The sequence below is a fragment of the Rugamonas brunnea genome, from assembly GCF_014042345.1.
Classification (GTDB): domain Bacteria; phylum Pseudomonadota; class Gammaproteobacteria; order Burkholderiales; family Burkholderiaceae_D; genus Rugamonas; species Rugamonas brunnea.
This window is the reverse complement of the sequence record NZ_JACEZT010000002.1, coordinates 94,029-107,280: the sequence shown is the minus strand read 5'-3', so window position 1 is coordinate 107,280 and position 13,252 is coordinate 94,029. Positions and strand designations below refer to the sequence as shown.

Annotated in this window: 17 protein-coding genes; 1 reads left to right on the top strand and 16 read right to left on the bottom strand. The window is 65.1% G+C overall.

Going from position 1 to position 13,252, the window contains the following annotated elements; all coding sequences use genetic code 11:
- Nucleotides 1-22: 22 nt before the first annotated feature.
- Nucleotides 23-493, top strand: coding sequence for a DUF2147 domain-containing protein (locus tag H3H37_RS04280; protein WP_182160411.1), 471 nt, complete (start codon nt 23-25; stop codon nt 491-493).
- A gap of 89 nt (nt 494-582) precedes the next feature.
- Here H3H37_RS04280 and pqqE read toward each other — a convergent pair whose 3' ends face one another.
- From pqqE to tyrS, 16 genes are all read right to left on the bottom strand, one after another.
- Nucleotides 583-1,782 (bottom strand): pyrroloquinoline quinone biosynthesis protein PqqE, encoded by a 1,200-nt coding sequence (gene pqqE / locus H3H37_RS04275; RefSeq protein ID WP_182160410.1) that lies wholly within the window; start codon nt 1,780-1,782, stop codon nt 583-585.
- Nucleotides 1,727-1,990, bottom strand: a complete 264-nt coding sequence (gene pqqD / locus H3H37_RS04270; RefSeq protein WP_182160409.1) for a pyrroloquinoline quinone biosynthesis peptide chaperone PqqD — start codon at nt 1,988-1,990, stop codon at nt 1,727-1,729. Before pqqD ends, pqqE begins: the two co-directional genes overlap by 56 nt.
- A 15-nt stretch (nt 1,991-2,005) precedes the next feature.
- A complete protein-coding gene (pqqC, locus tag H3H37_RS04265; protein ID WP_375539978.1) occupies nt 2,006-2,716 on the bottom strand; it encodes a pyrroloquinoline-quinone synthase PqqC in 711 nt (236 codons plus the stop codon).
- Between the two features lie 2 nt (nt 2,717-2,718).
- Nucleotides 2,719-3,636, bottom strand: a complete 918-nt coding sequence (gene pqqB, locus H3H37_RS04260; RefSeq protein ID WP_182160408.1) for a pyrroloquinoline quinone biosynthesis protein PqqB — start codon at nt 3,634-3,636, stop codon at nt 2,719-2,721.
- A gap of 66 nt (nt 3,637-3,702) precedes the next feature.
- Nucleotides 3,703-3,777 (bottom strand): pyrroloquinoline quinone precursor peptide PqqA, encoded by a 75-nt coding sequence (gene pqqA, locus H3H37_RS26225; protein WP_182160667.1) that lies wholly within the window; start codon nt 3,775-3,777, stop codon nt 3,703-3,705.
- A gap of 186 nt (nt 3,778-3,963) precedes the next feature.
- Nucleotides 3,964-4,416 carry a YaiI/YqxD family protein gene (locus H3H37_RS04250; protein WP_182160666.1) on the bottom strand — a complete coding sequence of 151 codons (453 nt, stop codon included), beginning with the start codon at nt 4,414-4,416 and terminating at the stop codon, nt 3,964-3,966.
- A 17-nt stretch (nt 4,417-4,433) separates the two neighbouring features.
- A complete protein-coding gene (ruvB, locus tag H3H37_RS04245) occupies nt 4,434-5,489 on the bottom strand; it encodes a Holliday junction branch migration DNA helicase RuvB (protein ID WP_182160407.1) in 1,056 nt (351 codons plus the stop codon).
- A 139-nt stretch (nt 5,490-5,628) separates the two neighbouring features.
- Nucleotides 5,629-6,207 carry a Holliday junction branch migration protein RuvA gene (gene ruvA, locus H3H37_RS04240; RefSeq protein WP_182160406.1) on the bottom strand — a complete coding sequence of 193 codons (579 nt, stop codon included), beginning with the start codon at nt 6,205-6,207 and terminating at the stop codon, nt 5,629-5,631.
- Between the two features lie 30 nt (nt 6,208-6,237).
- Nucleotides 6,238-6,810: a crossover junction endodeoxyribonuclease RuvC gene (gene ruvC / locus H3H37_RS04235; protein WP_182160405.1), complete on the bottom strand. Its 573-nt coding sequence runs from the start codon at nt 6,808-6,810 to the stop codon at nt 6,238-6,240.
- Between the two features lie 120 nt (nt 6,811-6,930).
- Nucleotides 6,931-8,517 carry a bifunctional phosphoribosylaminoimidazolecarboxamide formyltransferase/IMP cyclohydrolase gene (gene purH / locus H3H37_RS04230; protein WP_182160404.1) on the bottom strand — a complete coding sequence of 529 codons (1,587 nt, stop codon included), beginning with the start codon at nt 8,515-8,517 and terminating at the stop codon, nt 6,931-6,933.
- 90 nt (nt 8,518-8,607) lie between these two features.
- Nucleotides 8,608-8,841, bottom strand: a complete 234-nt coding sequence (locus H3H37_RS04225) for a helix-turn-helix domain-containing protein (RefSeq protein ID WP_008445162.1) — start codon at nt 8,839-8,841, stop codon at nt 8,608-8,610.
- Nucleotides 8,842-8,948: 107 nt separating this feature from the next.
- Nucleotides 8,949-9,965 carry a tRNA dihydrouridine synthase DusB gene (dusB, locus tag H3H37_RS04220; protein WP_182160403.1) on the bottom strand — a complete coding sequence of 339 codons (1,017 nt, stop codon included), beginning with the start codon at nt 9,963-9,965 and terminating at the stop codon, nt 8,949-8,951.
- 147 nt (nt 9,966-10,112) lie between these two features.
- A complete protein-coding gene (locus H3H37_RS04215; protein WP_182160402.1) occupies nt 10,113-10,760 on the bottom strand; it encodes a histidine phosphatase family protein in 648 nt (215 codons plus the stop codon).
- Between the two features lie 6 nt (nt 10,761-10,766).
- Entirely contained in the window at nt 10,767-11,426 is a 660-nt protein-coding gene (locus H3H37_RS04210; protein ID WP_182160401.1) for a YbhB/YbcL family Raf kinase inhibitor-like protein, read from the bottom strand.
- A gap of 71 nt (nt 11,427-11,497) precedes the next feature.
- Entirely contained in the window at nt 11,498-11,944 is a 447-nt protein-coding gene (gene dtd, locus H3H37_RS04205) for a D-aminoacyl-tRNA deacylase (protein ID WP_182160400.1), read from the bottom strand.
- Nucleotides 11,941-13,197 carry a tyrosine--tRNA ligase gene (gene tyrS / locus H3H37_RS04200; RefSeq protein WP_182160399.1) on the bottom strand — a complete coding sequence of 419 codons (1,257 nt, stop codon included), beginning with the start codon at nt 13,195-13,197 and terminating at the stop codon, nt 11,941-11,943. Before tyrS ends, dtd begins: the two co-directional genes overlap by 4 nt.
- Nucleotides 13,198-13,252: the final 55 nt, after the last annotated feature.

Here is a 13,252-nt window from a genome sequence, read left to right as displayed (position 1 = left end):
AACTACTCCCGGAGACTCCACGATGCGTTCTTTGAAACAAGTAGCAAGCATTTTTGCCATCGCCACCGCCAGCCTGGCGGCCAGCACCCTGGTCGCGCCAGCCTGGGCGGACGGCAATTCGCCCGTCGGCCTGTGGAAAAATATCGATGACGTGACCGGCAAGCCCAAGGCGCTGATCCGCATCACGGAAAGCAATGGCGCCCTGCAAGGCCAGATCGAAAAACTGTTCCGTGCCCCCACGGAAGACCAGAACCCCAAGTGCGAGAAGTGCGAAGGCGCCCGCAAGGACGCGCCCGTGATCGGCCTGGTCATCATGTCCGGCCTGAAGAAGGACGGCGACGAATACACGGGCGGTGAAATCCTCGACCCGGACAACGGCAAGGTCTACAAGAGCAAGCTGAGCTTGGCCGACGGCGGCAAGAAGCTGAACGTGCGCGGCTACATCGGTATCTCGATGTTCGGCCGTTCGCAGACCTGGGTGCGCCAGGAATAAGCGCTGCCCTCCCCACGCAAAAAAACCGGCCACGTCGTCTGCACTGGCCGGTTTTTTTATTGCCCGCATGGTGGCAGGCGCCGCCAGCCCTACTGCTGCGACAGCAACCGCGAATTGGCGTCGCTGCGAAACACCAGCGGCGCTTCCGCCCCGGCAGCCGCCTGGCTGGCCTGGGCCTGGCGTACGATGCGCACGATGTCGCCATGCTGCGGCGATTTGCTGCACACCGGGTCGGCGTTGGCCGCATCGCCCGTCAGCGCCAGCGCCTGGCAGCGGCAGCCGCCGTAATCCTTGTGCTTGTCGTCGCACGTGCGGCACGGCTCCTTCATCCAGGCGTCGCCGCGGAATTTGTTGAAGGCGTCGCTCTCGTACCAGATCTGTTTCAGGCTCTCTTCGGTCACGTTGGGGAAGCTCAGGCCGGGGATGGTGCGCGCCGCATGGCAGGGCAAGGCCGCGCCGTCGGCCGCCACGGCCAGGAACACGGAACCCCAGCCATTCATGCAGGCCTTGGGCCGCGACTCGAAATAGTCGGGCACCACGAACAGGATGCGCAGCCGTGAACCGATGCGCTCGCGGCAAGCGTTCACCACCGCCTCGGCCCGCTCCAGCTGCTCGCGCGTGGGCATCAGCTGGGCGCGGTTGACCATGCCCCAGCCGTAGTACTGGGTATTGGCCAGCTCCAGGTATTCCACGCCCATCTCCAGCGCCATGTCGATGATGCGTTCCACATGGTCGAGGTTGTAGCGGTGCAGCACCACGTTAAGCACCATCGGATAGTCGTACTGCTTGATCAGCTTCGCCACGCGCGCCTTCAAGTCGAAGGTGCGGGTGCTGCTGAGGAAGTCGTTCATCTCCCTGGTCGAATCCTGGAACGATAGCTGGATGTGGTCGAGCCCGGCCGCCTTGAAGGCGGCGATGCGCTGCTCCGTCAGGCCGATGCCGGAGGTGATCAGGTTGGTGTAGTAGCCAAGCCGGTTGCCGGCGGCCACCAGTTGTTCGAGGTCGTCGCGCAGCAGCGGTTCGCCGCCGGAAAAACCGAGCTGCGCCGCGCCCAGCTCGCGGCCCTGGCGCAGCACGTCCAGCCATTGTTCCGTGCTCAGCTCCTTGCGGTTGGCCGCGTAATCGACCGGGTTGTAGCAGAACGCGCAGTGCAGCGGGCAGCGGTACGTCAGCTCAGCCAGCAACCACATGGGCGGCGCGACGGCCGCCGTGCTGACCTGCGGGGTGGCCGCGCTAGCCAAGCCAGCCTCGCCGTTGCGCTTCGTCCAGGAAGGCCCGCACGTCCGCATCCAGGTCGCTGGCCTGGAACGCCGCTTCGAGCTCGCGCACGATGTCGGCCACTTCGCGCTTGCCGTCGCAGCGCTTGAGGATTTCCGCCGCGCTGGGATTGAGCCGCACCAACCCTTCCGGGTACAGCAGCACGTACGCTTGCTGCGCTTCCTCCCACTGCAGGCGGAACAGCCTGGACAGCTTGGGCGTCGTCGTTTCGGTCAGCATGATGGGCCTCCCCGTTCAGTCGTAGGCGAGCGCGATGGCATCCATCATCGCCCACAGGATGTCGAGTTTGAACTGCAAAATGCCCAGCGCCTGCTCCTGCTGGGCGCGCGTGCGGAAATGGGCCAGCGTGACGGCCAGGCCGTGTTCGACATCGCGCTCGGCCAGCGAGATGCGGCTGCGGAAATAGGCCAGCCCTTCCGGCTCGATCCACGGGTAGTTCTTCGGCCAGCTGGCCAGGCGGTCCTTGTGGATCTTGGGCGCGAACATTTCCGTGAGCGACGAGCAGACGCCTTCCTGCCACGGCGCCTGGCGCGCGAAGTTCACGTAGGCGTCCACGGCGAAACGCACGCCGGGCTGCACTTCGCGCAGCGACCACAGGTCGTCACGGTCGATGCCGACCGCCTCGCCGAGCCGGCTCCAGGCCTCGATGCCGCCGGGGTTGTCGCCGTGGCCGTCGTGGTCATGGATGCGCTCCACCCACAGCCGGCGCGTGGCGCGGTCCGGGCAGTTGGCCATGATGGCCGCGTCCTTGCGCGGGATGTTGATCTGGTAGTAGAAGCGGTTGGCCACCCAGCCCCGGATCTGCTCGGGCGTGAGCGTGCCCTGCTGCATGCGCACGTTGAAGTGGTGGTGGATGTGGTAGCCCGCGCCCTTGGCCATCAGCTGTTCCGTGAATTCACGTTCATCCCACGCCGGGCGGTTGTCCGGCCCTGGTTGCGACATCATGTTCATAGCGAAATCTCCATACCGTCATAAGCCAGCTCGATGCCGTGCTCGCCCAGCGTGGCGTGCTGGGGCGAGTCTTCATCGAGGATGGGATTGGTGTTGTTAATGTGAATCAGGATCTTGCGGGACGCCGGCATCTGGTCCAGCACTTCGATCATGCCGCCCTCGCCCGACTGCGGCAGGTGGCCCATGGACGCGGCCGGATTGGGCGAGAAGCCGAGGTCTATCATTTCGTCCTCGGTCCAGAAGGTGCCGTCCACCAGCAGGCAGTCGGCGCTGCGCATGATGGCCGTGGTGGCGGCGTCGAGGCTGCCGAGACCGGGCGCGTAGAACAGCGTGCGGCCCGTGATCAAGTCCTCCACCAGCAGGCCGATGTTGTCGCCCGGCTGGGGCCGTTCACGGTGCGGCGAATACGGCGGCGCCTTGCTGTGCAGCGGCACGGCCGTCAGCCGTATGCCGCTCAGGGCGGCGATCTCGAACGGCTGCGGTTCGCCCGCCACCGGCAGCGGCTGCCACTGCACGCCGCAATAGTGCGACAGCACATCGGCCAGCGGATAGCCGGTCTGCAGATCGTCCCAGACGGACGCGCTGCAATAGAGGGGGATGCGGCGCCCTTCGCGCAGCATCATCAGGCCCGTCACGTGGTCGACCTGGGCATCCATCAGCAGCACGGCCGCGATGCCGGTGTCGCGTGCGGCGCGCGCGGGCTGCAGGGCCGGGGTGGCGCGGATCTGGGTCAGGATATCGGGTGAGGCATTGACCAGCAGCCAGTCCGTGCCGTTGGCCGAAATGGCGATCGACGACTGGGTGCGGGCGCGGCTGTTGATGGTGCCGTTGCGCACGCCGTCGCAATTGCGGCAGTTGCAGTTCCATTGCGGATAGCCGCCGCCAGCCGAAGAACCAAGTACGATGATTTTCATCTGATGCCTCGAATCGGATACAGTGCGCGGCCCCCGGCAAGCGCCGGGTGGCCGCGGCGGGCGCTGTTAGCGGTTGGCGATGTACAGCGTGATTTCAAAACCGAAACGGAAATCGACGAACTCTGGTTTGCTCCATTGCATGGCTGTCTCCTTGAATAATAGATAGGTTGATTGACCGTCCTGGACCATGGGGACATGGTTTTCGGACCATCACAGCACTCTACGCAAGTTCCATGCCGTCAAGTTTCGGACCGTGTGCACGGGCCGCTGGCGCAGTGGGCTGCGCCACGGTGCAACAAAAGTGTGGAGAAATGGAACAGTGACCGCTCAACGCTTGCGCATCTGGTGCAGATGGCGGTCCAGGCTGTTGGCGAAGTGCTGGCGGTCGGCGTGGCTGAAGGCGGCCGGGCCGCCCGTGTCCACGCCGCTGCCGCGCAGTTCGTCGAGGAAGGCGCGCATGGTCAGCATCTGTTGGATGTTGTCGCGCGTGTAGAACTCGCCGCGCGGATTGAGCGCGTAGCCGCCCTTGTCCAGCACGTCGGAAGCGAGCGGGATGTCGCCCGTGACGACGAGGTCGCCCGGCGCCAGGCGGCGCACGATCTCTTGGTCGGCCACGTCGGCCCCGGACGGCACTTGCAGGGCGCGGATGAAGCGCGACGGTGGCACCCGCATCAGCTGGTTGGCCACCAGCGTCACCTGCAATTGGGTGCGCTCGGCCACCCGGTACAAGATCTCCTTGATGACGGCAGGACAAGCGTCCGCGTCGACCCAGATCTGCATGGGCGCGGCCGGCGGCGTCAGCTCTCCCACAGCTCGCCGTTCGGGTTGATGCGCGGGGGATTGACGCCGAAATGCAGGTAGGCGGCCGGCGTGGCCACCCGTCCGCGCGGCGTGCGTTGCAGGAAACCTTGCTGGATCAGATAAGGTTCCAGCACGTCCTCGATGGTGTCGGCGGCTTCGCCGATGGCGGCCGCCAGGTTGCCGATGCCCACCGGCCCGCCGCCGAACTTGAACAGCACGGCTTCCAGCAGCTTGCGGTCCATCACATCGAAGCCCACCGTGTCCACGTCCAGCATGACGAGCGCGGCGTCCGCCACTTCCTTGGTGATGTCGCCGTTGCCCTTCACTTCCGCGTAATCGCGCACGCGGCGCAGCAAGCGGTTGGCGATGCGGGGCGTACCGCGCGCGCGGCGCGCCACCTCGGCCGCGCCATCGGGGGCGATCTCGGCCTTGAGCAGGGCGGCGCTGCGGGTGACGATGCGGGTCAGCTCGGCCGTGTTGTAGAACTCCAGCCGGGCCACGATGCCGAAGCGGTCGCGCAGCGGATTGGTCAGCATGCCGGCGCGCGTGGTGGCGCCCACCAGCGTGAACGGCTGCAAGTCCAGCTTGACGGAACGGGCCGCCGGGCCTTCGCCGATCATGATGTCGATCTGATAATCCTCCAGCGCCGGGTACAGGATTTCCTCCACCACAGGCGACAAGCGGTGGATCTCGTCGATGAACAGCACATCGTTCGCTTCCAGATTGGTCAGGATGGCGGCCAGGTCGCCGGGACGCTCCAGCACGGGGCCGGAAGTCTGGCGCAGGTTGACGCCCATCTCGCGCGCGATGATGTTGGCCAGCGTGGTCTTGCCCAGGCCGGGCGGGCCGAACAGCAAGGTATGGTCGAGCGCCTCGCCGCGCTTGCGGGCGGCCTTGATGAAGATCTCCAGCTGGTCGCGGATCTTTTCCTGCCCGACATATTCATCGAGGTGCTTGGGCCGCAGCGCGCGCTCGATCGCCTCTTCGTTGGGCGAGGCGGGGGCGGCGTCGATGATGCGTTGTTCGGTGAAGTTGTCGGTTTGGATGCTCATGCAGTGGGCGGCCTAATGGATATTACTGTTGATCTGGCAATTGCTTCAGGGTCAGGCCCTCATGTCCGCGACGCCAACCGTGTTCCCGATGTGCCATTCTAAGACATCGGCAAATTGCTGCACGTCGTTTGGACAAGCATCAGCCCTTCGACAGCGCCTTCAATGCCAGCTTGATGCCGTCCGATACGCTGCCGCCGGCCGGCACCGTCTTCAAGGCTGCCAACGCTTCCTTGTCGGAGTAGCCCAGCGCCAGCAATGCGTTCAGGATGTCGGACTGCGCGTCGGGCACGGCGTGCGCGCCGCCGGCGCCGATGTCGGCGCCCAGCTTGCCCTTCAGTTCCAGCAGCAGGCGCTCGGCCGTCTTCTTGCCGATGCCGGGCACCTTGATCAGCCGCCCCGATTCCTGCCGCGTCACCGCCTGCGCCAGGTCGGCGATTGACATGCCCGACAGGATGGACAGCGCCGTGCGCGCGCCCACGCCGCTGATCTTGATCAGCTGGCGGAACACGGCCCGCTCCTCGGCGTTGCCGAAGCCGAACAGCAAGTGCGCATCCTCGCGGATGGCCTGGTGCGTGAACAGCACCACCTTTTCGCCCACGTGCGGCAGGTTGTAGAACGTGCTCATCGGCACGTCGACCTCGTAACCCACGCCCTGCACATCGACCAGCAGTTGTGGCGGATTCTTTTCCAGCAGGATGCCGGACAGACGACCTATCATTTTGAACCCTTTTTGGTATTAATGAGGGAATTAACCGACCAGCCGGCCACGCCGCACCCGCAGTCCCGCCAGCGGCCCTGGCAGGCCGGCGGCGACGACGGCGGCACTGCCCGCACCGGCGCCGGCGATCAGGCTCAGCGTTTCGCGGCTGTGGGCATGGCAGATGGCCACGCCCAGCGCGTCGGCCGCGTCCGTGCCGGGCAGGCCGGGCAACGCCAGCAGCCGCGCCACCATGGCCTGCACCTGGGCCTTGACGGCCCGGCCCGTGCCGACCACGGCCTGCTTGACCTGGGTCGGCGAATACTCGGCCACGGCCAGCTCGGCCGTCACCAGTGCGCAGATGGCGGCGCCGCGAGCCTGGCCCAGCAACAAGGTCGATTGGGGATTGACGTTGACGAAGACTTGCTCGATGGCGGCGCTATCGGGCTGGTACTGCCGGGCCACCTGGCCCACGCCGTCCAGGATCACCTTGAGCCGCGTGGGCAGATCGCCCTCGCCGCTCTTGATGGTGCCCGAGGCGATGTAGCGCAGCTTCGCGCCCTGCTTGTGGATGACGCCAAAGCCGGTCGTGCGCAAGCCAGGGTCGATACCGAGAATAATCATCCCCGGATTGTAACCGGGAAAATTGAATGCTGTATATAAAAACAGTGCGGCGGACCACGCTGGTCCGCCGCACTGTAGAAGCAACGCCGTTTTTAGCTTAACGCCTGACGGCGGAAATGCTTAATGGCGGAAGTGACGGGTGCCGGTGTAAACCATGACCACGCCGCGCTCGTCGGCCGCGTCGATCACTTCCTGGTCGCGCATCGAACCGCCCGGATGGATCACGCAGTTCGCGCCCGCGTCCACCACCACGTCGAGGCCGTCGCGGAACGGGAAGAAGGCGTCCGACGCCACCACCGAATTGGTCAGCGACAGGCCGGCGTTCTGCGCCTTGATCGAGGCGATACGGGCCGAGTCGATACGGCTCATCTGGCCGGCGCCCACGCCCAGCGTCATATTGTTACCGCAGAACACGATCGCGTTCGACTTGACGTACTTGGCCACGCGCCACGCGAACATCATGTCCTGCAGCTGCTGCTGGGTAGGCTGGAGCTTGGTCACCACTTTCAGGTCGCCCACCAGCACGTTCTTGGCATCGGCCGACTGCACCAGCAGGCCGCCGCCCACGCGCTTGAAGTCCATCGCGTTGATGCCGTTGCCCAACGGGATTTCCAGCAGGCGCACGTTCTGCTTGGCCGACAGGATCTGCAGCGCTTCCGCCGTGAACGACGGCGCGATCAGCACTTCCACGAACAGCTTGGCCAGCTCGGTGGCGGCCACGCCGTCCACTTCCGTGTTGAAGGCGATGATGCCGCCGAAGGCCGAGGTCGGGTCGGTCTGCAGCGCGCGCTTGTAGGCATCGACCGCGTTGGCGCCCAGCGCCACGCCGCACGGGTTGGCGTGCTTGACGATCACGCAGGCGGCGCTCTGGTCGAAGCCGCCCAGGCTCTTCACGCATTCCCAGGCCGCGTCGGCGTCGGCGATGTTGTTGTACGACAGTTCCTTGCCTTGCAGCTGGCGGTAGTTGGCCAGCGCGCCGGCCGACGGTTGCAGGTCGCGGTAGAAGGCGGCGCTCTGGTGCGGGTTCTCGCCGTAGCGCATGTCCTGCACTTTCTCGAACGCGACGTTCAGCGTTTGCGGGTAGGCGGCGCGGGTGGCGTGGGCCTTGTCGGCGCCCAGGCTGGTCAGGTAGTTGGTGATGGCGCCGTCGTACTGGGCCGTGTGGGCGTAGACCTTGGTGGCCAGCTTGAAGCGGGTGTCGTAGCTGACCTGGCCGGAGGCGCCGCCGGTGCCCTTCATTTCCGCCAGTACCACGCCGTAGTCGGCCGGGTCGCAGATCACCACCACGTCCTTGTGGTTCTTGGCGGCCGAGCGCAGCATGGTGGGGCCGCCGATGTCGATGTTCTCGATCGCGTCTTCCAGCGTGCAGCTATCCTTGGCCACCGTGGCCTGGAACGGGTACAGGTTGACCACCACCATGTCGATGGTCGGCATGTTGTGCTCTTCCAGCTTGGCCATGTGCTCAGGGAAATCGCGACGGGCCAGGATGCCGCCGTGCACTTTCGGGTGCAGCGTTTTCACGCGGCCGTCCAGCATCTCCGGGAAGCCGGTGTAGTCGGCCACCTCGGTCACGGCCAGGCCGTTGTCGGCCAGCAGTTTGGCGGTGCCGCCGGTCGACAGCAGGTTGACGCCCATGGCCGCCAGGGCGCGGGCGAAGTCCAGGACGCCGGTCTTGTCGGATACGGAGATGAGTGCTTGTTTAATCATGGCTATGGCTAATTGGTTGAGTATTCTTGGTTCAGGCCCCGGCGCCGGCGGCCATCCACAGCCACCCAGGTGCCGGAAGGTCGCGCGCGCTTACAGCAGGCCGTGCTCTTGCAGTTTCTTGCGCAGGGTGTTGCGGTTGATGCCCAGCATTTGCGCGGCGTGCGACTGGTTGCCGTCGGCGCGCGTCATCACGACTTCGAGGATGGGCTTTTCCACGGTCAGCACGACCATGTCGTAGATATTCGATGCTTGTTGCTCGCCCAGGTCGTTGAAGTAATCTTCAAGGCTTTTCTGGACCACTTCCTGGATGCTTTCTTTGCTCATTTTGTTACCGTTCGGCTAATTGATCTGTTATGACGCCGTTGTCGCGGATCACGCGGCAGCAGCGTTTGCCCTTTTTTTTCTACCTTGTTTGAAGCTACGGAGGACCGTTATGCGGCCTCCGCTGGTTCCGGGAGGCGGTATTGTAACCGCTCGCCAAAACGCCACTGCGATTCAAAGAACTGGTCGACGGCTTGCAACTGCGCGTCCGTCGACTCCAGCAAGTTCATTTGCTGGCGGAACGCTTCGCCGCCCTCCAGGTCGCGCACATACCAGCCGATATGCTTCCGGGCCGTGCGCACGCCCAGGTATTCGCCGTAGAACGCGTAGTGGGCCCGCAAATGTTCGTCCATCAGCGTCCGCACTTCGTCCACGTAAGGCGCCGGCAAGTGCTTGCCGGTGCGCAGATAATGGTCGATTTCGCGGAAGATCCAGGGCCGGCCCTGGGCCGCGCGGCCGACCATGATGGCGTCGGCGCCGGTCTGGTCCAGCACGTAGCGGGCTTTTTCCGGGGAGGTGATGTCGCCGTTGGCCACCACGGGAATGGCCACGGCCCGCTTGACGGCGGCGATGGTGTCGTACTCGGCGTCGCCCTTGTAGCCGTCGGCGCGGGTGCGGCCATGCAAGGTCAGCATGGCGATCCCGGCGTCCTCGGCGATGCGGGCGATGGTCAGCGCGTTCTTGTTGGCGCGGTTCCAGCCAGTGCGGAACTTCAGCGTGACGGGCACGTCCACCGCGCCCACCACGGCATGCAGGATCTCCTTGACCAGCGCCTCGTCCTGCAACAGGGCCGAACCGCACCAGCTGTTGCACACCTTTTTCACGGGACAGCCCATGTTGATGTCGATGATCTGGGCGCCGCGCTCGACGTTGAAGCGGGCGCAGTCGGCCAGGTCCTGGGGATCGGCGCCGGCGATCTGCACCGCCTTCGGTTCCATTTCCCCCGCATGGTCGATCCGGCGCGAACTCTTTTCCGTGGCCCACAGCCGCGGATTGGAGGCGGCCATCTCGGATACCGCGTAGCCCGCGCCGAGCTGCTTGCACAGCTGCCGGAACGGACGATCCGTCACACCCGCCATGGGGGCGACGAATACATTGTTACGCAATAAATAAGGGCCGATTTGCACTGGACTTGCCTGAACGGGAACAAGGAACCTTCTATTTTAACCGAAGGACTGCTCAATTTATAAGCACTATTTTTCAACAGAACTGTTGTCCAGGCGCTTGACAGACGCGAATTAGTATTGCTGGCGTGGAAAATTTAGCACGCGCGTTCAGCTCAATTCGTCGAGGGCGGCGGGGCTCAGGTGGTCCACTTCGCCCCAGCTGGCCAGGGTCAGCTTGCCGTCGCCGTAGGTGAACCGGTTGACGCTGGCGTTCTTGACCTGGAAGTCGCGCGGGCTGTCGAGCGTCATGCCGACCGCTTCCCGGTAGGCGCATTCGAGCACGCCGCCATGGGCCACCACGGCGATGGTCTGGCCCGGATGGCGGCCGGCCCAGTGGGCGATGCCGCCGATGGCGCGGCGGTAGAACTGGCGGAAACTTTCGGCCGGACGGGCGCCGCCCGGCATCACGGCATCCACATCGCGCGCCTGCCACAGCGCATAGTCGGCCGGGTAACGCTCGGCGATCTCGGCGTACAGCATGCCTTCGAACACGCCGTAGCAGCGTTCGCGCAGGCCGGGGTCGGTGTGCACGGGCATGCCGTGCTGGCCGGCCACGGCATGGGCCGTCTGCACGGCGCGTTCGAGGTCGCTGGCGATGATGGCATCCAGCCGTTCGCCGGCCAGCGCGCGGCCCAGCGCTTCAGCCTGACGCTCGCCTTCCTCGTTCAGCGCGATATCGGTGTGGCCCTGCAAGCGGCGCGCGGCGTTCCAGGCCGTTTCGCCGTGGCGAATCAGCAAAATAGTCGTATGTTTCATGCAATTTTATTTATGAGGGGGCACCAGCGCCGGGTTGAGGGTATAAGTGCCGATCAATTGTGCTTCATCAATTATGTGGCCGTGGAGCGCCGCGTACGCTTCGGGGCCGGTAAAGCGCCCTTCCAGCCCCAGCCTGGGCACATCGAGCGCATAAATGCGGAAGATGTAATGGTGCAGGCGCTCGTCGTTCCACGGCGGACAGGGGCCATCATACCCGTAATAGTCGCCGGCCATGTCCGGGTCGTGCGCGAACCAGGCCGTGTAGTCGTTGATGCCCTGGCGCAGCGCATGGGTGGCGCCATTGGCCGTCAGCGTCACGCCGGGTCCCGGCTTGCCATGCGCCACCACGCCGGACGCCAGCGCACCCTCGGGCAGCGCGCGCACGGTGGGCGGCAGGTCGATCAGGGTCCAGTGGAAGAAGTCGCCGCGCGGCAGCGTGGCCGGCAGACTGCGGCCTTCCTGGTTGACGTCGCCGCCATCCAGGGGCGCGTCGCCGTCGATGCAGAACAACACCAGCGACTCGGTGCCGGCCGGCACCTCGTCCCAGGCCAGGTGGGGATGGCGGTTATCGGACAGGCGCACCCGGCTGGCGGGATCGATGGCGGCGAACGCGCAGCCGGCAGGGATGGCGCCGCCGTCGCGGAATGTTTCACTCCACAGTCTCATCGCTCCCCCGCTCCGCTCTCCATGTTCTGGCCAGATTTGCGCGCGGCGTTGAGCGCACGCAAACCATCATACTATTTGGGCGAAGTTTGCAGCCAGAACGTGACCGGACCGTCGTTCGTCAGCGACACTTGCATGTCGGCGCCGAACTGGCCGGTGGCCACCACCGGATGGCGGGCGCGGGCCTGGGCCACGAAATGGTCGAACAGGCGGCGGCCGTCCTCCGGACTGGCGGCTGGCGTGAACGAAGGCCTGCTGCCGGATTTGGTGTCGGCCGCCAGCGTGAACTGGGGCACCAGCAGCAGGCCGCCGGCCACGTCCGTCACGCTCAGGTTCATCTTGCCGGCCGCATCGGCGAACACGCGGTAGCCGAGCAGCTTGGTCAGCAGCGCGTCCGCTTCGCGTTCGGTGTCGCCCCGCTCGGCGCACACCAGCACCATCAAGCCGGCGTCGATGGCGCCGATGACGGCGCCCTCCACCACCACATTGGCGCGCGTGACCCGTTGCAGCAGTGCGATCATGCGCTCAGCGTGACGCGCGCGAACTTGCGCTTGCCCACTTGCAGCACGAAGGTGCCGGCTTCGATCTTGACGGCTTTGTCGCTGATCACGGTGCCATCGAGGCGCACACCGCCCTGGTCGACCATGCGCATCGCTTCCGACGTGGACGGGCACAGGCCGGCCTGCTTGAGCAACTGGGCGATGCCGACCGGCGCGCCGGACAGCGCCACTTCCGGCACGTCGTCCGGGATGCCGCCCTTGGAACGGTTGACGAAATCGGCCAGCGCCTCCTCGGCCGCCTGCTGCGAATGGAAGCGGGTCACGATCTCCTGCGCCAGCGCCACTTTCGCGTCGCGCGGGTTCTTGCCGTCGGCCACTTCCTGTTTCAGCTGGGCCAGTTCAGCCAGCGAGCGGAACGACAGCAACTCGTAGTAGCGCCACATCATCACGTCGGAAATGCTCATCAGCTTGGCGAACATGGTGTTGCCCGGTTCCGTGATGCCGATGTAGTTGTTCTTGGACTTGGACATCTTGTCGACGCCATCCAGGCCTTCCAGCAGCGGCATGGTCAGGATGCACTGCTGTTCCTGGTCGTAATCCTTCTGCAGTTCGCGGCCCACCAGCAGGTTGAACTTCTGGTCGGTGCCGCCCAGCTCCAGGTCGGCCTTGAGCGCGACGGAATCGTAACCCTGCATCAGCGGATAGAGGAACTCATGGACCGCAATCGGAGTCCCACTCTTGAAGCGTTTGCTGAAATCGTCGCGCTCCATCATGCGTGCCACCGTGTAACGCGAGGCCAGTTGGATCATGCCGCGTGCGCCCAGCGGATCGCACCACTCGGAGTTGTAGCGGATTTCGGTGCGCGACGGGTCGAGCACCAGCGACGCCTGCTTGAAATAGGTCATCGCGTTTTCCTCGACCTGCTCGCGGGTCAGCGGCGGACGCGTGACGTTGCGGCCGGACGGGTCGCCGATCATGGAGGTGAAGTCGCCGATCAGGAAGATCACCTGATGGCCCAGGTCCTGCAACTGGCGCATCTTGTTGAGCACCACGGTGTGGCCCAGGTGCAGGTCGGGCGCGGTCGGGTCCAGGCCCAGCTTGACGCGCAGCGGCACGCCGCTTTGCTCGGAACGCGCGAGCTTTTGCGCGAACTCGCTTTCGACCAGCAGCTCGTCGACACCGCGCTTGGTGATGGCAAGAGCTTCCTGGACGCGGTCCGACAGCGGCAGGACGGGGGCGGGTGCCTTCTTAGGCGATGCAGACGAGGTATCCATATGTTTGTAAACGATTTTCCGAAAAAGGTAGGCTGGCTCAGGAGTTTGTTATAAT